This window comes from Rhodococcus sp. YL-1 (assembly GCF_001942025.1).
GTDB lineage: Bacteria > Actinomycetota > Actinomycetes > Mycobacteriales > Mycobacteriaceae > Rhodococcus_F > Rhodococcus_F qingshengii.
The window spans coordinates 45,802-66,214 of sequence record NZ_CP017299.1; the positions used below are offsets into that span (position 1 = coordinate 45,802).

Sequence of the window (20,413 nt, forward strand, 5' to 3'; positions counted from 1 at the left end):
GGATGCGCATCGGGTTCGCTGGCGTCGGCGCTCACACCTCGGCGCCGGCGAACCACCCTTTGGTTCGGGTTGCTGGTGCGGCGGGACCGCGGCGTCGTGGTGGGGTTTGGTGGTGGTGTGTTCGGGCATTCGTGAGTTGTTGACAAGTGGAGATCGGGGTTTTGCCCATTTTCGTCGTGTGCCGTCACGGTCTCGTGGGAGTGCGTGTGAGGTGTGGGATGGATGTCGTACGAAGCGCTGCTGTCGGTGATGGGTGGTTTCCTCCGCTCGATGCGGCTGCCGAAGCGTTGCAGGATCTGTATCGGGTGTTGAATCCGGCCGGTCACATCGAGAAGTATCTGAACCGGTTGTGTGAGCATGCGGTGGAGTTGATCGAGGATGCGGACATGGCGGGGGTGACGGTTCTCGATGAGGAGGGTGCTGCGTCGACGGCGGCGCGCACGTCCCGTGAGGTCGTCATAGTAGACGAGCTGCAGTATCGGTCGTGGGCGGGTCCGTGTATCGAGGCCGCGGAGAGCGAGCAGATCGTGGTGGCGGACCGCACGACTGCCAGTGAGCGGTGGCCGGGTCTGGCGTCCGAGGCCCGGCGATTCGGGGTGCAGAGTTTCCTGTCGATTCCGTTGCCTGCGCTCGAGCCCGGGGTGCGTGCGGGTGCGGTCAACGTGTACGGCAGCCGTGCGGACGGGTTCGCTCGTTCTGAGGTGGCGTTGATGAATTTGTTCACCACTGCCGCTGGGTATGCGATCGGCAGTACCGAACGTTACCGGGGTGCCCGGCAGTTGGCTCTGCAGCTCGAGCGTGCTCTCGATTCGCGGGCGGTGATCGATCAGGCGAAGGGGGTGTTGATGGCGGTCCACGGTGTCGATGCGGATGCGGCGTTCGCGATGCTGGTCGAGAGATCCCAACGCACCAACACGAAACTGCGGGCGGTGGCAGAGGATCTGCTGGCGAGTGTGCGCATCACCTAGAGATGATGACAAGCCCTCGCCGATGCCGGGCAATGAGCGTGCGAGGGTCCGCGTCCGGGGTCGTGCTGATCGGGTGATGTGAGGTGTGACTCCTCCGACCTGCCGCTGGGCCACCCTACGATCGGCACACACACACACCGCACCCTCGTTGTGGGGCCGGAACTGTCTGGGTTTCCGAAACCAATGAGAGAGCACTGCATCACACGTGTCGCATTTCAGTCCGGTGAGGGCTGGTACTTTCAGCCGATCGGGTGCAGGGTGAGAATCGTCCCGGTCTGTGCTGGCTCGGGACTGTTGTTCTGCCGGACGTCGACTCCCATCCCCGTCCGGCAGAGCCCGTTCGTAGCGAATCGAGAACCGTTGGTTCGGTGACAAAGCAGGCTCCTCGGCAACAGACGCCTCGTTACCGAGCCACGGACGCGCTCGGAGTTCAGCGCTGGTCGTCGAGCGGGGAGATCGATTGTTCGAGCAGATATTCCTCGGGTGCCGGCCATAGGGTATCGAGTTCGGCGGAGAAGGCTTCCATAAATTGCCTTGCGCGAACTCCGTTCTGCCACAGGATGAACGAGGAGCTAGCTGCGACATTGCTCGACGAGTGTGTGAGTGCTTGACACCCCACCGTCAGTGGCACCACCAGGTCGTCGTCGGTGCCGGCAGGTCGTCGTCGGAACGAATGCGATCGTCCAGTTCCCCAAGGCCTCGGCGCCGACGACTGAACTTCTTCCCAGCCGAGTTCGTTGACGTCCTGCAACCGCGCGGATCTCCCAGAGCGCACGGTCATTGCCACGTCACGTTTCCTCAGTGCGTGAGCTGGGTAACAAATCGGGGGTCGGTGAAGGAGGGCTTGTGGTGGATGTCGCGTCGTGGACGGAGTCTGAAGAGCACGAAAGGTGGTGGCGCGAGATCGTGGGAATCGCACCTTTCGAAGACCGCCGTGTGGTAAGAGATGTCGGAGACTTGCCGTGTGCCAAGGATTCCACGGCCTCCGCAGGCACGAATGGAAGCCCGCTGCGTTTCGCGGCGTGACGGCGGCCTGAGAGCCGGCCTCATAGAAGGGTGGATGCACGGTGCTGAATGTTGTTCTGTTGCTTGTGATGCTGAGTATCGGCATGGGTGTGGTGATGTGTCTGGACTTCCGATGGCTTCGCTCTTCGGCTCGAGATGATCGTCGACGGTTTGCGTATCGGGGAGATGCGGGGATCCCCAAGTCGTAAATCTGTTTCTGACGGCTCAGGTCGCATACCAGCGACCTCTCTGATCGCCTCGCGCACTTCGTGTGTGAACCGTACAGTCGGCGTACGACGCGCGGGGTCAGCGCCTGAGCGTCCATGGTGACGGTACGGGTTGATACGCCGTCGTCGCAGTCGATGATTGAAGAAGCATCGGCTGGGGAAGCCGACCCGAATGGCTACTTACAGAGTGATCAATCCTGCAGGCGACGTCACCGCGACGCGCGAGATCGACAGCGCTGACGATGCGCATGCCTGGTTCGTCGATGCCCGCGCCGACAACTCGGAACTGGGATGGCGCATGGAAGTCCAGCATGACGGTGAATGGTCGTTCTTCGACGACACCGAGGGCGCATCCAGCTGAGCAGTCGCTCGACGGTTGTGACGAAGATGAGGGAGGACGTTCAAGCATGAGTCGACTACTCGCAGGAAAGAAAGTGGCATTCCTCGTGGCGACGGAGGGAGTCGAACAAATCGAGTTGACGGACCCGTGGGATGCGTTGGTTGCCGAACACGCTCAGCCGTCGATTGTTTCGACAAAATCCGGAACTATTCAGGCATTCAATCATCTCGACAAAGCTGACGTCTTCGACGTGGATGCGGTGGTCGAGTCGGCGAAGTGGTCGGAATACGACGCACTCGTCCTACCCGGTGGTGTGGCCAACCCTGATTTCCTTCGTGTGAATCCAGGGGCGGTGGCGTTCGCCCGGAGTTTCTTCGACGCCGGGAAGCCTGTCGCAGTGATCTGCCACGGACCGTGGACGCTGGTCGAAGCCGGCGTGGTCGCCGGTCGCACGCTGACGTCGTGGCCTAGTTTGCGCACCGACATCACGAACGCCGGCGGCACGTGGGTGGACGAAGAAGTCGTGGTCTGTACTTCAGGACCGAATACGTTGATATCGAGCCGCAACCCCGATGATCTGCCGGCGTTCTGCGCGACACTGACCGACACGCTCCGGCAGTCCCAGGCATCGACGACGACTTCCGAGGGAAGTTGACCGGGAGGAACATCGTGACTTCTACACCGCCCGAACCAGATCCGGACAATACCCCTGACCTGGAACCCGGAGGCGGGGTCAAGCCGGGGAGCACCCCGCCCGATGCTCCCCAGACGTCGGGATTGTCCGAACCCGAACCCGCGACCGTCAAACGCTTTCCAGGAACAGGAATTGCAGCGATGGTCGCGGTCGCGTTGGTTGTCATCGTTTTCGTCATCGCCGCGGTGGCCATACTGGCATGATTTCTGCGCTTCGGACCGAGCGGTGTCGCATGGCGATTCGTACACAGAAGCCGAGTGTCGGAGTGGACCTGACGCCAAGGGCGAGGTTCAGTGATTTCGGAGGGTATCGATCAGTTCGCTCTTCTTGAGTTTCGAATAACCGTGAAGATCCAGCTCTTTGGCACGCTTCTTCAATTCCTCCACCGTCCAGTCTTCGTACGGCGAAGACTTGCCCCCGGATTTACCCACACTCGACCGCCCACGATTGGCGGCCGCGTTGGAAATCCGTGCCGCCTTCTGCTTCGAATCCCCTTTCTTTCGTAATTCTTCGTAGAGGTCCTGATCCTTGAGTTGGGGTTGTGAGTCTTGGCGAGCCACTGGTGCGTCCTCCCACTGTGCCTTTGAACTGAGGGTCCGGTCTCGTACAGGTGCTACCCGTGAGGTGGACGATCAAACCGGAAAACAAGGCACCCTGTGTCACCACCCGAAAGCAGTCGAGGAGTCGGTCGCATCAGGCACGGCCGTACCTGCGCCCAGCCCGTTCCAAGTGTTTGAGGACTGTGACCAGCGGGTACGTCGCCCTCGATGGGTGATCCGTGTCGAAGGAGGGTCCATGATCATTCTCGGAATTGTCTTGTTGATCGTCGGCTTCTTGACTGGCATCTCGATCCTGTGGACGATCGGCATCATTCTCGTGGTGATCGGGGTCGTTCTGTTCGCGCTCGGCGCCGCCGGACATGCTGTCGGTGGTCGGCGGCACTACTACTGACGCTGCGGCGCCGGCCCCTCGGTCACCGCGGAACTCACGTCCATTGCGCATCTGACATGTCACGGTTGTGCTCTGGGCTCCGTCATTTTTCCTGTTGGGCACCATCGTCACCTGGCAACTGATCATCACCACCGTCACCACCATCGTCACATTCCTCCTCGTGGCGTTGCTCCAAAACACCCAGAAACGCTCCGACGACGCCGTTCAGCACAAACTCAATGCCATCGCAGACGGCCTCGCCGACCTGATGAAGCAGCTCTCGAAAGAGCACCTCGAACTCGGCAAAGACCTCAAAGAAACTACGCATGGCCGGTGGACTCGAAGATCACGAAAGTGCGTCCTGAGCCATCTTGTCCACCGTATGCGTCCGCTTCGCCTGCAGAACCTATGATTCAGTGCCGGATCAGGCCGAACTCATGGGCACACGATCGAATCGGGAGCACATCACACCATCATCCGAAAGCAGTCGAGTGAGTCCTTCGAGTTACCGCGGACCGGGGCGAGCTTCCTTGTCCGTCCTGTTTCGTGCCCATCGTCCCTCAATTGGTGACTTCGCCGATTTCGCGGCGCAGGGACTCGAGAGACCGGCTGAGCAATCGTGAGACATGCATCTGGGAAAGGCCGACCTTCTCGGCGATTTCCGATTGAGTCAGTTCCCCGAAGAACCGGTACACGAGGATTGTCCGTTCGCGTTCAGGCAGAGCGAGGAGCGCAGGCCGGAGGGTTTCGTGGTTGTCGATTCCGTCGAGCGCGGCGTCGTACTCGCCGAGCGTGTCTCCGATTGACGCCCCGTCGGGCGCAGTGACGGCGTCTAGCGATGCGGAATGATAGGAATCTCCGGCCGCCGCGATGTTCACGATGTCGGCCGGTTCGACACCCAGATCTGCCGCGAGCTCGGGGATCGTGGGCTCGCGACCGAGAGTCTGGGTGAGCGTGGCTCGCGACCTTTTGAGGCTTAGGTAATTCTCCTGGAGTGAGCGTGGAACTCGGACATCCCAACCCCGGTCACGAAAGTGCCTGCGCACCTCACCCATCATCGTCGGGACGGCAAAGGACAGAAAATCTTTACCTTTCGCAAGGTCGAAGCGATTGACTGCATTGACCAGACCCAGACTGGCGACTTGGACGAGATCCTCGTGTGACTGGCCTCGTCCTCGATACCGCCGGGCAATGTGATCGGCGAGGGGCAGACAGATTTCGATGATTTCGGTGCGAAGCCGTTCGAAATCGAGATCGTCGGCGGGCAGGGCGGCAAGGCGCACGAACAGAGCGGTGACCTCCGTGTACTCGTTGTCCTCGAGGCCGGGCGGGGTCACGAACCCGCCTGCAACGCCTTGGTGAGTGTGATCGTGGCCATCCAGTTTTTCTCTGGAAGGGTGGGCGGGACCTGCTCGAGGACTACGCCGTCGGCCAGAGTGTCAAGGACGTGCCATATGAAGGACGAGGTGCTCGTGGTGATCTGACCCGTCGTTGTCGTCGAGAGGATTACCTGCACAGTGGCGACGTTTCCGTCGAATGTGCACGTCAAGGTGCTGAAGGGGAGAGCACGGGAGATGAGAATGGTTGCAGCTTCGTCTGCCGCGAGGACCAGGTCTGACAACCTGCTCAGCGAGAGTGCATAGTGGGCGGCCACGGTCCGGATCAGTGATCGCAGTACTGGGAGTTGGTCAGGTGATGCGGAGACGGACAGTGAAGGTGTCGTTGCGGCCGGTGAAAGGATGGCCCGCTCGAAGGACGTCACGTGAGTGTGCTCCTGTACCTGAGGGGTGCAGGCTGCTCCTGGTGAGAGCCACGGTCGCACACCCGCATAGCCTGACAAACCGTTCAACTGCCCAGCCGTTTTCAACTACGCAGTGGATCGGCGGTCAAACATCGAGCTTAACGCTGTTGACGGTTCTGCAACAGGACTCGATCGAAGTGAGCGTATAGCGCCGGGGAATGGAAATCCCCAGCAACCCGTACGAGGAGCCACGATCTATAGCGGTGCGGCTTCCTGGCTATGAATACCGCCCGTTTCGAATCCTGCACATCCGCCAGTCGACCTCCCCGGACGACACTGACCACCGGAAACGAAGGGCAATTGGCACCACATCAGAAGCATCAATCTTGCATCTGATGCAACCCGTCTCCCTGGCCCAGATATGACGAAGCCGCCGGCACCGAAGGTGTCCAGTGGCTTTTCAGGATCGGTGCCCGTCTTGCGCTTATCGGCAAGCGGCCGCTCGAAGCGGCATTTCTTTCGGTGATACCCCGGCAGAACCGAACACCGACAGGTCAGGCGATCACCGCTGTCCGCGCCGGATGCGCCGCAGCAATCGACGCCGAACGCTGGCTGCTCGACAGCGGCGGCATCACCGCCAACACGTTCCACTCGGCCGGCCATACCGTAGACGCCGTCTGACTCTTACACCCAGCGAAAGGAACTTTGAGCGTGCTCTCGATTCGCGGGCGGTGATCGATCAGGCGAAGGGGGCGAAGGGGGTGTTGATGGCGGTGCACGGTGTCGATGCGGATGGGGCGTTCGCGATGTTGGTCGAGACGTCCCGACGTACCAATACGAAAGTCAGGGTCGTCGCGGAGGAATTGTTAGCGAGCGTGCGCACACCTAGAGATGACGAGGCCCCTCGAACGCGGCGATGGTGAGTTCTCCCGCCTATCGACGGCACGCCGCTTCGTGCCGTCGCAGCGTTCTGACCGGTCGATCGGAAGCTCTATGTGCGTTGGTCGTCGGCTGAAATGATTGTCTGACGTGCAACGTCCAGTAAATCCCGCGACTGATGACGTGCTGAAGCCTGTAGTTCGGAAAGCGCGGTCTGGGGGTCTGTATTGCGGCGGATCATTAAGATTCCGACTGCTCGTTCGATGTCGGCACGTGAGTCGATTCCTCGGCGCAGGGCGTTGGCGGCATGTTCGAGTCGATGGTCTGTTGCGATGGCGTCGAGCCCCGCTCCCAGATATTCGGCGATGACGACGACGAGATCGCGGTCCCGGTCCGTCTCTGCCACCGCTGAATGCGAGTACAGGTTCAGCGACCCGACCGGCACGTCGGCGTTGAACAGTGGTATCGCGAGAAAACCTTCCAATCCGGCGTTGCGCGCAGCAATGCCGAGAGTTGGCCACCGTGTGCCTAACTGCTCGACCGACATTCGGACCGACCGACCCGTGCGCGATGCTGACAGGCAGGGTCCGTCACCGAGGAGATATTGCGTGCGATCGAATTCTTCTACACGTTCATCGGTAGGGGCGAGGGTGAACGGTTCGCTGTCCAGGGATGCCGTGACACCGGCGTGATCAACACCGACAACCAACTCGACGGCGGCGATCGTGCATCGAATCATCAACTCCACGACTCGATCCGGGGAATCAGCCGGTATGGAGAGAGATTGTTCGAGGCGATCGATGAGTCGCGGCTCGCGACCTTGTGCTCGTACGAAGGCGGCCGACGGTCGCGCGCGCGGATGAGAACTGTCGAAGTTCATGATTTCTTGCCCGATCCGCGCGGTGGAAGTGGTCCACCAACGAAAAGTGGCACCGACGCGGCCGACTCGGCCGCGCGCCTGAGAAGTACCTCTATTCGGTAATCTCGACTTTACGCCGGATCGGAGTGACCAGGCGCCGTGTGTGTCCCGTGAAGGCGACTGAGGAGGTGCGTCCTGTGAATGCAGATCCGAGAGGAAGTCAGGACACACCCGAATTTCCCGACGAATCCGAAAGTGAGAGAGGGCGCCGCGCATCAGTCGAGTTGCCGATGACCGCGAAACTGTGTCGACAGTGTTTGAGGCTGGCGGAAGTTCAAGGGGCGGCGATCACAGTGCTCAGCAGCTCTTCGTCGAGGGAATTGATGTACGCGACGGACTCGGTGGCACAACATCTCGACGAACTACAGTTCACCGGCGGTGACGGTCCGTGCGTTGATGCATTTACAACTGAGCGACCGATGTTCTGCAACGACACTTCCAGTGATTCCGCCAATGACATCTGGCCGGGGTTTGCCAGCGAGGCAGACAAAGCCGGTGTCGGATCGGTGTTCGCCTTTCCGCTCAGGGGCGGAGGTGATGTCTTCGGTGTGCTCGAACTGTACCGTCTCGATCCCATTGGCCTCGACGACGAGCAGATCGAATTGGCGACTGCGAGTGCCGCTGCGATTTCGATGGCGATTCTTGCCGAACTTCCTGTCACCGGTGATCTGGACGCCGGGATGCTCGTCAATGCCTTTCACCGACCCGAGGTGAACCAGGCAGTCGGGATGATCGCGATCCAACTTCGTGTCTCGGTCGAAGAGTCGCTTTCTCGGCTTCGAGCCGCCGCGTACTCCTCGGGGAGGCCGATTTGGGAGATCGCCGCAGATGTCGTGAATCGGCGGATCCGATTCGCACACGGTGGTGACGACGGATGACATCTGATTCGGAAAGATCGCGCAATGTCTCTGCAGTACTTGACGATGGGAGCCCAGGATGAACACCCCCGCAATACAATTGAGCATTGCCGAGGTGACTCATCTTCTCACCACCGACTTCGATTCCCTGCGTGTACTCGAGACGATCGTTGAGCGATCGAGACAGAATCTGAGCGGTGTGTGGTGCGTCCTCGTCGTGCGAAACGGGGAGCAAGGTTATCTCGATGTGTTGGTGGAGTCGGCAAATGCCGAGTTCGTTCCCGACCGGACTCTTGCCATATCGGGTCCGGCTGCGCTGAGCGCTGAGAGCGGAGCGGTTGTGATGGTCGACAGCTTCAAAGACGTGGGGGAGCGGTGGCGGAAATTCGGTCGCTCAGGACTCGAACATGGGCTGGGCGGGTGCCGCTGCTTTCCGATGAGGTTGGGTCGGACATCGCTCGGATCACTCGTGGTCTTTACTCACGATTCGTGGCACAGCGCGGAGCGTAGTAATGCATACGGGCAGTCGATGGCAGATTTGGCCGCTCTGACTCTGTCCACGGACAGTCGTCAGGATCGTCATTCGCAGGTGGTGACGGCGGTCAAGAAGCTGATCGCGGTCCGCGGCGACGTGGAACAGGCAGTCGGCATGATCGCCGAACTCGACGGTATTTCGATCGAACTCGCAACTGCACGGCTGGCGGAGAACGCGCGGCGACGAGGGATCAGCGCCGCGGCGTACTCGTCGTTGGTGCTGGCGAACCCGGATGCCCGGTGAGGCAGAGCCTCCTAGGTGGCACGAGCATGAAGTGATCCTTACCGGGAAGTTTTCGTATCGTATGCACTCTCAGACCCGGTCGTGCAGTCGTTCCCGAAAGAGCTGTTAGACAACGTATTCGGATACAGAGATGCCTCGGGTCGGCAGGGCGTTCCCTGCCCGGTTGGTGTAGTGCACCAGTCGGACAGGGAACCTCAGCGTTCGTCGTCGAGCGGGGCGGGTGTCGATTGTTCGAGCAGATCTCCCTCGGGCGCCGGCCATGGGGTGTCGAGTTCCGTGGTGAGGGCTTCGAGGTCGACGGCATCCACTGCATTCGGGTCGGCTGGGATGGTTTGTTCGAGGTAGTCGGTGTCGGGTGTCGCGTCGAGGGCTGAGCGAATGCGGTTGTCTTCCATGGCGGTGGCCCTTTCTCTGTCGGGCGATCACGGACGTTTCTCTGTGTCGTGTGTGTTTTTCCGGCGTAGGTGGGCGTTGTCTGCGCGTAGCCGGGTGTTGTCGCGGCGTAGTAGGGCGGTGCTGTCTTCGAGTTCGAGGACTCGTTTGATGCCGACGAGGTTGATGCCGTCGGCGATGAGTTCTGTGATGCGGCCCAGACGAGTAAGGTCCTCGTCGTTGTAGCGGCGGGTACCGCCGCGGGTGCGGGCGGGGGTGATCAGGCCGTACTGTTCGTAGAGTCGCAGCGTGCCGGCGGTGAATCCGGAGAGCTCCGATGTCACCGAGATCGCGTACAGGCCAGGGGGTTCGGCGATAGCGGGGTTGCGCGCCATGATGGTCCTCCCATCAAAGAAATTTCGATATCTGCGGGCAAGCTCTTGATCCGATGTGTGTTTGATGATATACCAAATCTACAGCATCTACTGTAGAAGTTCGGTGGATGCGGTGGTGGTAGTCAGTGAACGGTTCCAGTGACTTTTCCTGGAGGTGACCGAAAATGTTGATGCGCACCGATCCTTTCCGTGACCTTGACCGCCTGACCCGACAGCTGTTGGGTACTGCTTCGCAGCCGGCGGTGATGCCGATGGATGCATGGCAGGAAGGTGAGCAGTTCGTCGTCGAGTTCGATCTTCCCGGCATGGACCCGGATTCACTCGACCTCGATGTGGACCGCAATGTGTTGACGGTGCACGCCGAGCGGCCGGTTCGCGCCAGCGAGGCGGAGATGATTGCCGCTGAGCGCCCGCGCGGGGTATTCAGTCGTCAACTGTTCCTGGGCGAGAACCTCGACACCGACAATATCGAGGCCGGCTACGACGCGGGCGTACTGAGGTTGACGATCCCGCTCGCGGAGCGGGCCAAGCCCCGCAAGATCGAGATCAGCAGCGCCGGGAACAGCAACGGGAGCAGCAAGGAGGTGGGCCACAAGCAGGAGAGCAAGCAGCTCGATGCGTGAACAGCACGCCGGAACAGTCCGCAGTCCACAACAGCAGGTTTCGAGAGGGTGCAGCGACAATGACTGGGGTCGATGACGTCGAGATCGACCGCATCGCCGAGGATGAGCGTGAAGTAGCCGGCAGGGGTCGGCGCGGCGACTCGGAGTGGGAGAGGCTGGGTATCCGCCTCTGGCACGAACTGGAATATGCTGCCGTGGTGGAGGATTCGGATCGGATTCTCGCCGATGCGCTCACTCCGGCGGCGTGGGTGTTGCTCACCCGGATTGCCGGCTGCACCCTCGACCCCGGCTTGGTGGCCCCGCCGATCATGATGTCCCGGTATACGTATCGGGTTCCGGTGATGCGGCCTCGGGCGACCCAACGCTCCCCTCCACAGGGTTAGGGGCGTGGGCGGGTTTCTCGTTGCCCGGCCCTCGACGGCGCAGCGGGGGACCCTCGGGTGTGAGGACTTGCGGGCAGGGTCCGTGGGTTCTTGCGCGGTGGTTGCCGAGACGCTCACACACTGTGACGTCTTTTGCGAGTACCGAGCAGCAGCGGGTACAGGCCTTGGACGGTAGAAAGTGCGAGAGGTGTGACCGGCTCGGCAATCACCTTTTCCGGCGCGCAGCGTGAACGCATACCGTGCAGAGTTTCGTCCGAACACAATGTCTACGAGTTATTTTCGGTCTACCAGCTTCTTTCGACAGACGGCGAGGTTGCGTGATGGAACGGTACAGGTTCACGTTCGCGGACGGATCGACCGCCGAGGAGTTCTTCGATTCGGACAACGAGGCGATCGTGGCGGCGACGGCGGCCAACGGCGGTAGTAGTGGGGGATTGCATGTCCAGCGCTACGACCACCTCGGGGCGTTGTTGCCCACGAAACTGCCTCCCGGCGGGCACCGCGGCACATGGTGCCCGAAGATCGGCATGCCGAGCCCGGCGCTGGTGGCGGAGTCGACGGTCGATCCGACGTCGAAGCTGTGAAGGGTTTACAGGACCGTAGGCGGGGTAACAGGTGGTCAGAGGACATGAAGGAGTACTCGCATGGATGTCGATGACCTCGATGTGGTGGTGTGGCCGGAATCCGAGGAACGTGAAGCGTGGTGGCGTCAGGTCGTCACAGGGGGCAGCGCGGGTGCCGCGACGTCGACGATGACACCGAATCGGAGTATCGAGGACGCCTCTTCTCGGATTCTGCACGCTGCGTAGATTCGTCGAGAGCGCAATCCCACCCGCCATGGGCGGTGGCGTGTGTCCGCCGGTGGGGGTCGATAGTTCCCCGTCTGGAATCTATCGACGCCGTTGGCGGAGTGCAGTTGTGCGTCCTTCCCGTCGGCAAGGGCGTGCAGGGTCCGTCTGGTCGTTACTGACGAACGATCAGACGGACCTACCCGGCTCATGTCGTGTGGTCTGACGCCGTTCGGCCGAACCGCTTCTAATCTTCAATCCTCAATGTGTGAAGGACCTTTCAGATGAACGTTCAGACTTCGAGATCGAACTCGTGGCCGGCTGTGCACAGCGGTTCGATGAGTACTGCCGAGATCAAGGCTCGTATCGAGTCGATGTACGCCGACCGAGGCGCTCTCGTTCCGAAAGGCACCGGAACAAAGTCCTGAGTATCGGCTGGGACCGAGTTGGGAGCGGCAGTAGGTCGATCCGTGGCCGAGCCCCGGGAGTTCGCGGGTCAGGGTGCGGTGGGGAAACCGTAGCGGCGGCGCATGTGGGCGACGTCGTCGTCGGTGCACGCGGTGGCGGCGATCCATCGGCAGGCCTGCTGAGAGTCGGCGTGCGTCCCGGGCTCGGCTCTCACCGGCGATGCCGAGGTAGGGGCAGTGTTCTGCGGGTGCTGCGTACGAGGATGTTATCCAATCGCAGCTGCTGATTATCCGCGAGGCGAATTTTGTCGTAGAGCACAGTGTGCGGAGTTCCGGTCAGCGAGGTGTGACCGGTTGCGGGCGACCTTTTCGGGGGTTTCGCTGGGTGTGGGCGATTCGCCGGCTGCTGGTGACGGCAGCCGACGAATCGGGCGTATCCCGTTGGCTCGCGTCGTGTGGGATGCGCGCGGGCCGTTACCGGTTGGTGCTTGCCGGGAAGGGCCCTGTTCGGCGACTCGTTGCCTGGGCAGCGTTCCGCCGTCAGGGCGGATTACCCGGCAAGGCGGATGGTGAAACCGGTGCAGCGTCAGGACTGATGCGCGTACACGTCAGTTCTGTCGGCGGCCGCGGATTCTCCCGGGAGTGGGGGGCGGTGTTCGTTGACGATTGCCGATGCGCCGCGTGGACGTCGTCTGTGCGGGGTATGGCCATGGACAGGGGAAAGTCGGCGGGAATAGAGAAGGAGAGAGGGCCATGAGTGGGCTGGAATCCGGTGCGGCGACGGGTACACGGGACAAGGACTACAACTTGATCTGGTTCGTCGAAGCGTCGTTGAGTAATGCGTTGCGTATGCAGACCTACATCGACGATGCCGAGCGTGACGGGGACGGCGAAGTGGCCGATCTGTTCCGTAAAGCCCAGAGCGAGAGCCCCAAGGGTGCGGAGATCGGGAAGAAGTTGCTTCTCGACAGGCTCGCCCAGACTGCCGTATGAGTCTGGTTCACCGTGCGTTGGGACTGACTGACCCCACACGGTTGCCAGAGGGGAGATCGTGATGATCAATGTTGCAGTGCTGGTGATCGTGTTGTGTATAGGGTTGGCTGTCGTTGCGCGCCTGGACTTCCGGGAGCGCTGATCGGCTGGGTGTGGCGGATCCGAACTTCCGGTATGCGGTGGTGACGGTCGGGTCTTCGGGGGATGCAGCATCGCACTCGACTCGCAGCCGAACAACCTTTCGCCGGTTGAGGGATGCCTGTCGCAGCGTTCGGGGATAGGAGGCGCGGCGGTGCGTCGCCCGTTTCGGTGCGGTTGGCGACACCAAAAAGTGTTGGAGTGCGGTTTGTTCGGGTCAGGTGTCCACCGTCGTGAGTGACAGAGTGCGGGTGAGGGCCTGTGTGCGACTCACCGAACCGTTCGCCGCGTGGGGTAGTTACCGAGGGGCCGGCGGGCTGAAACATCGGCGGTGGTGTATTCGGATGCGTGATGCGTCAGCATCCGCGGTCTAATGGTGGTTGCGTGGGTGCTGTGGTTCGTCGGGTTGTTTCTCGGGGCGGCCGAGATGCAGTTGGTGTGCGAAGAGAAGTGGGTAGCAGCACCACAATGTGATTGCCAGAAGTACGGCGCAGCCGCCGGCGATCAGGCCTGTGCTTTTGTTGACGACTACATCGAAAGTCAGGGTGAGAACGCCAGTCAGTGCGCCGCCGAGTAGGAGAAGGCCGGTGACGGCGAATCGTTGACCCTGCTCGACGAGGACGGGGAGGGCGTGACGCCTGAAGAGTAGGCGGTGCATGGCGACAGGTGATACGAGCACGATCGTCGCTGCCGTAGACATTGCCAGCGTGATCAGATACAAGTCCTTCTCGAAAGCTTGTAGATCCGAGAAGCGTTGTTGGAAGGGCAATGTCAGGAGGAAGCCGGTGAGGATCTGCATGCCGGTCTGGACTACCCGGAGCTCTTGGAGGATGTGGGACCAGTTGCGGTCGAGACGTTGGGTGGGTGTCTCGTGGCGGACGCGATAGTTCCATTCTGAATCGGCGCGTGGCGGTGCAGTGGCCTCGGGACGCGGTTCGGGGCGTGGGCGTTGCGGCCGGGCTCCGTCGCCGGTTGGTGCGTGTCCGGTGCTCATCTGGGTGAGCTACCCGCTCAGTGCGTGCGGAAAACAGGCTTCCCCGTGCCACGCGCAGGGCTGGGCACCTGCCACGTGAAGGGTAGGCAGTGATTCCTGTGGTGAGTTGTTCGTTGGGATCGTCGTGTGGTTGAGGTAGCGGGTTTTCGCAAGCTGCCCGTATGGGGGCGTTGCTCTGGTAGTCCTATGGGAGAGCCCCCAGGTGATGGGTGTGCGCAGAGCCGAAGGAAGTCATCATGACGCTGCCTTCGCAGGACCCAATTCGTATGGTCCAGACCCGCATCAGCCTTACGGGCAATCGCCTCAACAGCCCTACGGTTCAGCAGCCAATGTGCCCGACTCCCTGACTTGATTACGGGATCACCGACCTGGGGTACGCCGATACGAAACAACGAGTTCGGGAGGCGCTCAACGGATGAAGGATGTCAGAAAGGCGATGACGGAGACAGAGTTGGTCGAGGAGCTGCATCGACTCGAGAATCTCACGAAACGAAACCGATGTGAGCAGATCCGGCTAGAGATCGTGCACGACGAATTGGTCGGTCGCCAGACCGACTATCGCCGAATGGCCAACAACCATTAGTACGGAGTTCGATAATCCGAAAGTACTAGCGCACAGACTATTTCATTTGTCGGCGGCGTACAGCTTTGCCTGATTACCCGAAAGGATTCAGGCAATGCATACCGATTGTGCGGTTTATAATGGAAGGTGCGGGGCGGATAACTGGCCGCGCATCGAAAGAGGGTCATCTGAGTTGTGTGCTCAACGCAGATGGCGTTTCACTGCCCCGGCTCTGATGTGCAGAGCCGGGGTTACGGTTGCGGCACTGTCGAGCCGCCACAGCTGACCGTCCCTGCCGAGTGGTCCGTTCGGGGGCAGATCTGTTGCAGCTCGACAGAATCCCAGCCGTATCGTTCACCGATAACTTATATTATGTCATTCTATATATGAAAGTCGATGCACTGCAATGAAATACATCCACGGTGAACGTAAATCGTCAGTATCGAGTGTTGGCGCTACCAGAGTGAGAGCGGACGTCCCGCAGCCTCGGCCGCAGCGATATGCTCTTCGATGACATCGCTTCTTACGTGCTGTTCGATCCCGGTACGGATCGCGGTGGCGATGGCGCGAGTGCGACCCGCGGGTCCTCGAACGTCGGCGAGTGGGCTCGCGATGTTGCGTCGTCCTCGCTGACCCCAGGGAAGAAACGGCAGGCGACCAAAATGAAGGGCGACGGCGTATCCATGACCGAGATCGCCGAAGTGCTGAACACCGCCCGCAGTACTCTGTGCCGAAACCTGTAGCGGGAAACAACAGTCACGTTGCAATCGATCGGGCTACGACAATCGCCACCGCGATCCGCTCGGTGCCATCCCAAACCTGATACAAGCCAAACCCGGATATCGGACTTTCAAGCGCGAAGTCGCGTGAGCAATCAGTCGCTGCTCCTCTTCCGCATCCATACCCAAATCCTTCTCCGTCCAGGACAGAACCTCAATGGATCAGCGGTCACGAGCTACTGAGGCGGGGTTTGCGTAACGACGGAATTGGCTATCATTTCTTTGCTGCGGCGATTCTGAGTGGTCAGTTCCGTCGCGCACGGCCTGCCTTCCGGCTGTCGACTCGCCGGGGGTGGGCCCTTCCTCTGTACATCGAAATCGGACCCTGATCTCACCCTGAGGGTGGGGTCACCTTCGTTCGTTTGGTGGATTTCTGTCCAATTTGCGAGTTTGCCTGATGCTTGCCGAATACGTTCGATGAGTCGGATTCGATCGAGGGGTCGGAACCGACATGTAGTTGGTCATTCGTGTTGTGTGCTCAGCACGGGTGGCGTTCGATGGGAACCGGTCACAACTTGGCCAGGCCGGGTCCCCAACCTAGCGCCGGTCTGACCTGATCCCAGCCGTTGTATGGGGCACTGAGGATCCAGCCCTCGGTGGCGTACGGGTTCATCCACTTCGGGTGATGTCCGCTGGCGGTGTTGTCGCGACGATGGGGCGAAGAGTTCGCATTCTGAAGGTAAGGGATGGAGTCGGCCTGTGATTCATTCGTGCACATTGCCAATCTTGAACTCCGACCTGCGTTCTTGAATTCCGGCCTACGTTTTGTGTTCTCGATTCGGAACCGCCGACCGTCTCTTGAGGAGTCCTGATGCCCGCTGATTTCGCCGACCGCACCGATTTCGACAATGCCGGCCGTGGACTGGTTGCAACCCTCGAGCCCGCGCAGGTTCGCGCCGGCGACGGTCGGATTGTGTACGACGCAGCAGGATTCGCCCAGGCGACATCAGGAGATTGTCCTGACACAGTGAACCCCAGCTTGTGGCGTCAAGCGCAGCTGACTGCGATCCACGGATTATTCGAGGTCACCGGCGGCATTTACCAGATCCGCGGTTACGACCTGTCCAACATGACTCTCGTGGAGGGCGACACCGGCGTGATCGTGATCGATCCGCTCGTCTCCGCCGAATGCGCATCGGCCGGTCTGGCACTGTATCGAGAGCACCGTGGCGACCGCCCGGTCACCGCAGTCATCTATACCCATTCACACATAGACCACTTCGGTGGGGTGCTCGGCGTTGTCGATGCTGACACGACGGTGCCGATCATCGCTCCTGAACATTTCCTCGAACACGCGGTCTCCGAGAACGTCTATGCGGGCGGAGCGATGTTGCGGCGCGGGATGTTCCACACCGGCATCGTGCTTCCGGTAGGGGCGGACGGAACACTGGGCGCGGGCCTGGGGCCCAGTACGTCGACTGGAACCGTCGGACTCCTTGCACCGACCTTGGACATCACGCACACCGGCCAGGAAGAAACATTCGACGGCGTGCGCATGATTTTCCAAGTCACTCCCGGTACCGAGGCTCCCTCGGAAATGAACTTCTTTTTCCCCGACCACCGTGCATTGTGCCTGGCGGAGAACGCAACTCACAATTTGCATAACCTCCTGACGTTGCGTGGTGCGGAGGTGCGCGACGCCCGTAACTGGTCGCGCTACCTTGCCGAGGCAATCGAGATGTTCGGCTACGATTCAGACGTCGCCTTCGCCTCGCATCATTGGCCTACCTGGGGCACCGACAATCTGATCGGATACTTGACCGAGCAGCGTGATCTCTACGCCTACCTCCACGATCAGACGTTGCGCCAGCTCAATCAAGGTCTCGTCGGCAGCGAGATCGCCGAAGACTTCGAAATGCCGCCGGCCCTCGACGCGGCGTGGCACACCCATGGGTACTACGGATCAGTCAGCCACAATGTGAAAGCGATCTACCAGCGCTACCTCGGGTGGTACGACGGCAACCCCGCGCACCTCTGGCAGCACCCGCCGGAAGGAGCCGGTGCACGCTACGTCCGCGCGATCGGAGGCATCGAGGCGGCCGTCGCGCGGGCCCGCGAGTTCGCCGATGAAGGGGACTTACGCTTTGCCGCTGAGCTGGCAAGCCACGCGGTGTTCGCCGATCCGGGCCATGCCGGCGCGAAAGCGGTTCTGGCCGAAGCGTTGACACGTCTTGGTTACGGTTCCGAGTGCGCAACGTGGCGAAACAACTATCTCGTCGGGGCCAGCGAAGTCGATGGTCCGCCGCACCCCGCTGAAGTCAGCGCCGCCGGGATGGCGTCCGCGCTCACCATCACCCAAGTCTTCGACAGTGTTGCCATCCGGATCAACGGTCCGAAGGCGTGGGACACGACAGCGACGATCCGCTGGCACTTCACCGACGTCGACCAGTCGTATCGAATGGAGCTTTCGAATGGCGTACTGATCCATTACCCCACGGGGCGGTCCGATCCGGCTGATCTCGTAGTGACACTGACGAAGTCGCAGCTGCTCGGTCTGCTGTCCGGCTCTGGTAGCGACGGTATCGCGATGGACGGGGACGCTACGACGATCAGCAGAATTGTTGCCCTGACCGACCGACCAGATCCTGCATTCCCGATCGTCACGCCATAACGCACGAACATTACGAGCCGGATTTCTTTTGGCGAATACGCCAACCACCCCGCTTACTATCTCGCCTACCGAACTGCTTTGGGCGCGCCGCGAAGTACGGGCCCCGCATCGGCGTGGCTCGCGAGAGCTATCGCAGGAACGTGGTGCTAGCGGCGTGCATCAGCCATGCCCTCGCCACCGAAATCACAGCGACACCTGCTGGCGGCGGTCAGCGCATCCGTGGGCGTCGATTCTGCGGGTCGCTCGATGTCCACAACAGTTCCGATTGCGGGCAACGGCTTAGCCGAAGTAACTTTCGGTGACTAGACGGCTCCCGAATGGGTAGACATCAGTACGGGGATAACGCAACACCATGTCCAGCTCGGCGCTAGTGCGGCATTCGAGGCCCAAAGGAAGGCAAAATAGCCACTCCAGCCGTCGAATTAGCATTCGAAAACCCGGCGTAGATGACGCTCTGGCGCCAAATGAGCAGGGGCATAGCGACTGTCGATCACGGTCTTCATCCGCGCCGTCGCGAGGATTTCTATTTTGAGGTGAGAGTTGACGGCATGCATCAAAATCGTCCGGCGCGTTTCGACGGCGTGTTTGCGCTGTCAGCGGGAAGCCTCTCCGGTGTGGTTGTCGGCGCCATGAGTAGCAGCCTTTGGGAGGGGATCTCCACCGGTTCCGCGATTGCCGCAGCCTTTGTACTGGCACGCCTGCTCATACGGAGTTTACCCTGGCCATCGTTGACAGCGGGGGCGTAATCTTCGACCGTTCATCGGTACCGTTTGTCGGATTGGGAGGGATGCAAGCCGAAATCGGGTGGCTCACCCTCGCGCACGAAGTGACCGCCCGCGAAGCTGTCGCCCATGCTCGCCGTCGCGACCCGCCGCGCCTAGGACGCCGGACAGATCGCACCCTCACGGGTGAATCGGGTTTACGGCCGAGTCGAGCGCGCCGCCGCACTGCACGGAATCCGATTCCGATGGTGAACGCGCCGAGGGCAGAGACGATGGTGGATCCGCAGATGTTCACCGGATGCGTTCTCGCGGGATGCCCGAATATCGTGGCCGAGGACGGAGAAATCTGCTCGCAGTGCCGCCGCATCTTCGGCGACATGATCAGGCCTGTATCCGAGCGAGAGTGCACCGAGACCACCGAACCCCACGGCCCGCCGCGACCGGAGCGCAGTTGTTGACCCGACGCAATCAACGGTGCTGGTTGTGCGAGCAACGCCGCACCTGTACCCGGGTCGGTGGGCAGTGGGAGTGCTGCGACTGCACGCGGCCGGTGGAAAGGTGACGCCTGCCCGGCGGCCGGCCACCTTCGGTGTCCCCCGACATGAACTCCGCTGCGCTCCGTTCTGTGAAAAAGCATTGATTTGTTTCTCCTTCTGGCCTTCCGATTCTCGTCGGCGGTGACCTGCGCGCAACCCCTGGCGGCGCAAGCGCCGGCCGATGGCTCCGAGAAATTTTCGCCACTCGCAAGCTCCCGTCAAAATTTTCTCGGCCCAGGGGTGGCACTCCAGCCCCCTCATGCCGACGCGATTCTCCTTTGCCAGAAGGCGAAAAAAATTGGCGGGGCACGAGGCCCGGTCACTTTCACAGCAAGGGGAACGACATGCAGAACATCCGTTTGAGGACCGCCACCGACGTCTTGGCCGCAATCCCGGCGTTGCTCGGATTCGTCCCCGTCAGTTCCGTCGTGATGATCGCTCTCACCGGATCACCGGCCATGCTCGCGTTCGTTGCGCGCACCGATGTCATCGGTGCCGATGCGGCAGCCGACTACAGCACCGCACTCGAGCAAGCCGCAGCCACGTCGGTTATCTGGGTTGTCGTCGGCGCCGGTCCGGTGGCAGCCGCCGGACTCGATCAGATCGAGGCAGCTCAGCGCGAGCTCGACAGCAGGGGAATCCGCAGCGTCCGCACCCTTTTCTCGGAGTCTCTTGAGGTCGGAGCGGGGTGGTTCGACACCAACGGCGAGGTGCCTGATTAGCAATGCATGTCCTGCGTCTCATGCCATTAGTTGCCCTTTCGTGGGTTCGC

28 protein-coding genes and 2 pseudogenes are annotated in these 20,413 nt (G+C 61.1%); 21 read left to right on the plus strand and 9 right to left on the minus strand.

The window, feature by feature from the left end:
• Positions 1–218 precede the first annotated feature (218 nt).
• Complete coding sequence (locus BH682_RS00215) at positions 219–968, plus strand: GAF and ANTAR domain-containing protein (RefSeq protein ID WP_054781727.1); 750 nt, start codon at positions 219–221, stop codon at positions 966–968.
• Positions 969–1,398: 430 nt separating this feature from the next.
• On the opposite strand, the gene BH682_RS00220 is transcribed toward BH682_RS00215, so the two are convergent.
• On the minus strand, positions 1,399–1,755 hold the full coding sequence (locus tag BH682_RS00220; RefSeq protein WP_054781728.1) for a hypothetical protein: 357 nt from the start codon (positions 1,753–1,755) through the stop codon (positions 1,399–1,401).
• A gap of 617 nt (positions 1,756–2,372) precedes the next feature.
• Between BH682_RS00220 and BH682_RS00230 the strand changes: the two genes are divergently transcribed.
• The 3 genes from BH682_RS00230 to BH682_RS00240 are packed head-to-tail and all read left to right on the plus strand — an operon-like array spanning position 2,373 to position 3,437.
• A complete protein-coding gene (locus BH682_RS00230; RefSeq protein ID WP_058036953.1) occupies positions 2,373–2,561 on the plus strand; it encodes a hypothetical protein in 189 nt (62 codons plus the stop codon).
• Between the two features lie 46 nt (positions 2,562–2,607).
• On the plus strand, positions 2,608–3,195 hold the full coding sequence (locus BH682_RS00235; protein ID WP_058036954.1) for a type 1 glutamine amidotransferase domain-containing protein: 588 nt from the start codon (positions 2,608–2,610) through the stop codon (positions 3,193–3,195).
• 14 nt (positions 3,196–3,209) lie between these two features.
• Positions 3,210–3,437: a DUF6480 family protein gene (locus BH682_RS00240; protein WP_058037006.1), complete on the plus strand. Its 228-nt coding sequence runs from the start codon at positions 3,210–3,212 to the stop codon at positions 3,435–3,437.
• An 87-nt stretch (positions 3,438–3,524) separates the two neighbouring features.
• Here the strand turns inward: BH682_RS00240 and BH682_RS00245 are convergent, their stop codons facing one another.
• Complete coding sequence (locus tag BH682_RS00245; protein ID WP_054781729.1) at positions 3,525–3,794, minus strand: DUF7218 family protein; 270 nt, start codon at positions 3,792–3,794, stop codon at positions 3,525–3,527.
• A gap of 235 nt (positions 3,795–4,029) precedes the next feature.
• Between BH682_RS00245 and BH682_RS36240 the strand changes: the two genes are divergently transcribed.
• Together BH682_RS36240 and BH682_RS00255 are read left to right on the plus strand one after the other, a co-directional pair.
• Positions 4,030–4,185, plus strand: coding sequence for a DUF6131 family protein (locus tag BH682_RS36240; protein WP_087503864.1), 156 nt, complete (start codon positions 4,030–4,032; stop codon positions 4,183–4,185).
• 64 nt (positions 4,186–4,249) lie between these two features.
• Positions 4,250–4,529, plus strand: a pseudogene (locus BH682_RS00255) (low affinity iron permease family protein); the annotation flags it as partial.
• A gap of 195 nt (positions 4,530–4,724) precedes the next feature.
• Here the strand turns inward: BH682_RS00255 and BH682_RS00260 are convergent.
• Positions 4,725–5,501, minus strand: coding sequence for a SigB/SigF/SigG family RNA polymerase sigma factor (locus BH682_RS00260; RefSeq protein WP_054781731.1), 777 nt, complete (start codon positions 5,499–5,501; stop codon positions 4,725–4,727).
• Positions 5,498–5,926, minus strand: coding sequence for an ATP-binding protein (locus BH682_RS00265; protein WP_139799826.1), 429 nt, complete (start codon positions 5,924–5,926; stop codon positions 5,498–5,500). Before BH682_RS00265 ends, BH682_RS00260 begins: the two co-directional genes overlap by 4 nt.
• A 534-nt stretch (positions 5,927–6,460) precedes the next feature.
• Here BH682_RS00265 and BH682_RS36580 point away from each other — a divergent pair.
• Together BH682_RS36580 and BH682_RS36585 are read left to right on the plus strand one after the other, a co-directional pair.
• Positions 6,461–6,586, plus strand: a pseudogene (locus tag BH682_RS36580) (thioredoxin-disulfide reductase); the annotation flags it as partial.
• Positions 6,583–6,828: an ANTAR domain-containing protein gene (locus BH682_RS36585; protein ID WP_308115469.1), complete on the plus strand. Its 246-nt coding sequence runs from the start codon at positions 6,583–6,585 to the stop codon at positions 6,826–6,828. The pseudogene BH682_RS36580 and the gene BH682_RS36585, both read left to right, overlap by 4 nt.
• Positions 6,829–6,896: 68 nt before the next feature.
• Here the strand turns inward: BH682_RS36585 and BH682_RS00275 are convergent, their stop codons facing one another.
• A complete protein-coding gene (locus BH682_RS00275; RefSeq protein WP_075831713.1) occupies positions 6,897–7,664 on the minus strand; it encodes a GAF and ANTAR domain-containing protein in 768 nt (255 codons plus the stop codon).
• Positions 7,665–7,933: 269 nt separating this feature from the next.
• On the opposite strand from BH682_RS00275, the gene BH682_RS00280 reads away from it, so the two are divergent.
• Positions 7,934–8,581 carry a GAF and ANTAR domain-containing protein gene (locus BH682_RS00280; protein ID WP_075835087.1) on the plus strand — a complete coding sequence of 216 codons (648 nt, stop codon included), beginning with the start codon at positions 7,934–7,936 and terminating at the stop codon, positions 8,579–8,581.
• A 58-nt stretch (positions 8,582–8,639) separates the two neighbouring features.
• Entirely contained in the window at positions 8,640–9,338 is a 699-nt protein-coding gene (locus BH682_RS00285) for a GAF domain-containing protein (RefSeq protein ID WP_042445280.1), read from the plus strand.
• A gap of 194 nt (positions 9,339–9,532) precedes the next feature.
• Here the strand turns inward: BH682_RS00285 and BH682_RS00290 are convergent, their stop codons facing one another.
• Positions 9,533–9,733, minus strand: coding sequence for a hypothetical protein (locus tag BH682_RS00290; protein WP_042445278.1), 201 nt, complete (start codon positions 9,731–9,733; stop codon positions 9,533–9,535).
• 27 nt (positions 9,734–9,760) lie between these two features.
• Complete coding sequence (locus BH682_RS00295) at positions 9,761–10,105, minus strand: MerR family transcriptional regulator (protein ID WP_054781737.1); 345 nt, start codon at positions 10,103–10,105, stop codon at positions 9,761–9,763.
• Between the two features lie 164 nt (positions 10,106–10,269).
• On the opposite strand from BH682_RS00295, the gene BH682_RS00300 reads away from it, so the two are divergent.
• The 5 genes from BH682_RS00300 (at position 10,270) to BH682_RS36245 (ending at position 12,327) form a co-directional block, all read left to right on the plus strand.
• Positions 10,270–10,728 carry an Hsp20/alpha crystallin family protein gene (locus tag BH682_RS00300; RefSeq protein ID WP_058036959.1) on the plus strand — a complete coding sequence of 153 codons (459 nt, stop codon included), beginning with the start codon at positions 10,270–10,272 and terminating at the stop codon, positions 10,726–10,728.
• Entirely contained in the window at positions 10,725–11,111 is a 387-nt protein-coding gene (locus BH682_RS00305) for a hypothetical protein (RefSeq protein WP_058036960.1), read from the plus strand. Before BH682_RS00300 ends, BH682_RS00305 begins: the two co-directional genes overlap by 4 nt.
• Before the next feature lie 320 nt (positions 11,112–11,431).
• Positions 11,432–11,695, plus strand: a complete 264-nt coding sequence (locus BH682_RS00310) for a hypothetical protein (protein ID WP_054781739.1) — start codon at positions 11,432–11,434, stop codon at positions 11,693–11,695.
• Between the two features lie 60 nt (positions 11,696–11,755).
• A complete protein-coding gene (locus tag BH682_RS35820; protein WP_156423042.1) occupies positions 11,756–11,920 on the plus strand; it encodes a hypothetical protein in 165 nt (54 codons plus the stop codon).
• A 263-nt stretch (positions 11,921–12,183) separates the two neighbouring features.
• Positions 12,184–12,327 carry a hypothetical protein gene (locus tag BH682_RS36245; protein ID WP_164490684.1) on the plus strand — a complete coding sequence of 48 codons (144 nt, stop codon included), beginning with the start codon at positions 12,184–12,186 and terminating at the stop codon, positions 12,325–12,327.
• 68 nt (positions 12,328–12,395) lie between these two features.
• Here BH682_RS36245 and BH682_RS37025 read toward each other — a convergent pair whose 3' ends face one another.
• Positions 12,396–12,521, minus strand: a complete 126-nt coding sequence (locus BH682_RS37025; RefSeq protein WP_256082775.1) for a hypothetical protein — start codon at positions 12,519–12,521, stop codon at positions 12,396–12,398.
• A 538-nt stretch (positions 12,522–13,059) separates the two neighbouring features.
• On the opposite strand from BH682_RS37025, the gene BH682_RS00320 reads away from it, so the two are divergent.
• A complete protein-coding gene (locus BH682_RS00320; RefSeq protein WP_042445260.1) occupies positions 13,060–13,299 on the plus strand; it encodes a hypothetical protein in 240 nt (79 codons plus the stop codon).
• 508 nt (positions 13,300–13,807) lie between these two features.
• Here the strand turns inward: BH682_RS00320 and BH682_RS00325 are convergent.
• Positions 13,808–14,431, minus strand: a complete 624-nt coding sequence (locus BH682_RS00325; RefSeq protein ID WP_223304630.1) for a DUF6328 family protein — start codon at positions 14,429–14,431, stop codon at positions 13,808–13,810.
• A gap of 415 nt (positions 14,432–14,846) precedes the next feature.
• Between BH682_RS00325 and BH682_RS35825 the strand changes: the two genes are divergently transcribed.
• The 5 genes from BH682_RS35825 to BH682_RS36260 all read left to right on the plus strand — a co-directional run bounded on the left by BH682_RS35825 (position 14,847) and on the right by BH682_RS36260 (position 20,363).
• Positions 14,847–15,014 (plus strand): hypothetical protein, encoded by a 168-nt coding sequence (locus tag BH682_RS35825; protein ID WP_156888899.1) that lies wholly within the window; start codon positions 14,847–14,849, stop codon positions 15,012–15,014.
• Between the two features lie 479 nt (positions 15,015–15,493).
• Positions 15,494–15,736 (plus strand): hypothetical protein, encoded by a 243-nt coding sequence (locus BH682_RS36250; RefSeq protein ID WP_054781540.1) that lies wholly within the window; start codon positions 15,494–15,496, stop codon positions 15,734–15,736.
• Between the two features lie 847 nt (positions 15,737–16,583).
• Positions 16,584–18,383 carry an alkyl/aryl-sulfatase gene (locus BH682_RS00340; protein ID WP_063315320.1) on the plus strand — a complete coding sequence of 600 codons (1,800 nt, stop codon included), beginning with the start codon at positions 16,584–16,586 and terminating at the stop codon, positions 18,381–18,383.
• 787 nt (positions 18,384–19,170) lie between these two features.
• Positions 19,171–19,563, plus strand: a complete 393-nt coding sequence (locus BH682_RS36590) for a hypothetical protein (protein WP_054781538.1) — start codon at positions 19,171–19,173, stop codon at positions 19,561–19,563.
• A 422-nt stretch (positions 19,564–19,985) separates the two neighbouring features.
• Positions 19,986–20,363: a DUF4192 family protein gene (locus BH682_RS36260; protein ID WP_058036988.1), complete on the plus strand. Its 378-nt coding sequence runs from the start codon at positions 19,986–19,988 to the stop codon at positions 20,361–20,363.
• Positions 20,364–20,413: the final 50 nt, after the last annotated feature.

What these genes read in the sequence shown, in the direction of transcription:
- BH682_RS36250 (WP_054781540.1), top strand. Translation starts at nt 15,494, where the DNA reads ATGCTCTTCGATGACATCGCTTCTTACGTGCTGTTCGATCCCGGTACG.
- BH682_RS00215 (WP_054781727.1), top strand. Translation starts at nt 219, where the DNA reads ATGGATGTCGTACGAAGCGCTGCTGTCGGTGATGGGTGGTTTCCTCCG.
- BH682_RS00275 (WP_075831713.1), bottom strand. Translation starts at nt 7,664, where the DNA reads ATGAACTTCGACAGTTCTCATCCGCGCGCGCGACCGTCGGCCGCCTTC.
- BH682_RS00310 (WP_054781739.1), top strand. Translation starts at nt 11,432, where the DNA reads ATGGAACGGTACAGGTTCACGTTCGCGGACGGATCGACCGCCGAGGAG.
- BH682_RS00325 (WP_223304630.1), bottom strand. Translation starts at nt 14,431, where the DNA reads ATGAGCACCGGACACGCACCAACCGGCGACGGAGCCCGGCCGCAACGC.
- BH682_RS00280 (WP_075835087.1), top strand. Translation starts at nt 7,934, where the DNA reads ATGACCGCGAAACTGTGTCGACAGTGTTTGAGGCTGGCGGAAGTTCAA.
- BH682_RS36260 (WP_058036988.1), top strand. Translation starts at nt 19,986, where the DNA reads ATGCAGAACATCCGTTTGAGGACCGCCACCGACGTCTTGGCCGCAATC.
- BH682_RS00320 (WP_042445260.1), top strand. Translation starts at nt 13,060, where the DNA reads ATGAGTGGGCTGGAATCCGGTGCGGCGACGGGTACACGGGACAAGGAC.
- BH682_RS00230 (WP_058036953.1), top strand. Translation starts at nt 2,373, where the DNA reads ATGGCTACTTACAGAGTGATCAATCCTGCAGGCGACGTCACCGCGACG.
- BH682_RS36245 (WP_164490684.1), top strand. Translation starts at nt 12,184, where the DNA reads ATGAACGTTCAGACTTCGAGATCGAACTCGTGGCCGGCTGTGCACAGC.
- BH682_RS36590 (WP_054781538.1), top strand. Translation starts at nt 19,171, where the DNA reads ATGCAAGCCGAAATCGGGTGGCTCACCCTCGCGCACGAAGTGACCGCC.
- BH682_RS00235 (WP_058036954.1), top strand. Translation starts at nt 2,608, where the DNA reads ATGAGTCGACTACTCGCAGGAAAGAAAGTGGCATTCCTCGTGGCGACG.
- BH682_RS00290 (WP_042445278.1), bottom strand. Translation starts at nt 9,733, where the DNA reads ATGGAAGACAACCGCATTCGCTCAGCCCTCGACGCGACACCCGACACC.
- BH682_RS00340 (WP_063315320.1), top strand. Translation starts at nt 16,584, where the DNA reads ATGCCCGCTGATTTCGCCGACCGCACCGATTTCGACAATGCCGGCCGT.
- BH682_RS00285 (WP_042445280.1), top strand. Translation starts at nt 8,640, where the DNA reads ATGAACACCCCCGCAATACAATTGAGCATTGCCGAGGTGACTCATCTT.
- BH682_RS35820 (WP_156423042.1), top strand. Translation starts at nt 11,756, where the DNA reads ATGGATGTCGATGACCTCGATGTGGTGGTGTGGCCGGAATCCGAGGAA.
- BH682_RS36240 (WP_087503864.1), top strand. Translation starts at nt 4,030, where the DNA reads ATGATCATTCTCGGAATTGTCTTGTTGATCGTCGGCTTCTTGACTGGC.
- BH682_RS00295 (WP_054781737.1), bottom strand. Translation starts at nt 10,105, where the DNA reads ATGGCGCGCAACCCCGCTATCGCCGAACCCCCTGGCCTGTACGCGATC.
- BH682_RS00300 (WP_058036959.1), top strand. Translation starts at nt 10,270, where the DNA reads ATGTTGATGCGCACCGATCCTTTCCGTGACCTTGACCGCCTGACCCGA.
- BH682_RS35825 (WP_156888899.1), top strand. Translation starts at nt 14,847, where the DNA reads ATGAAGGATGTCAGAAAGGCGATGACGGAGACAGAGTTGGTCGAGGAG.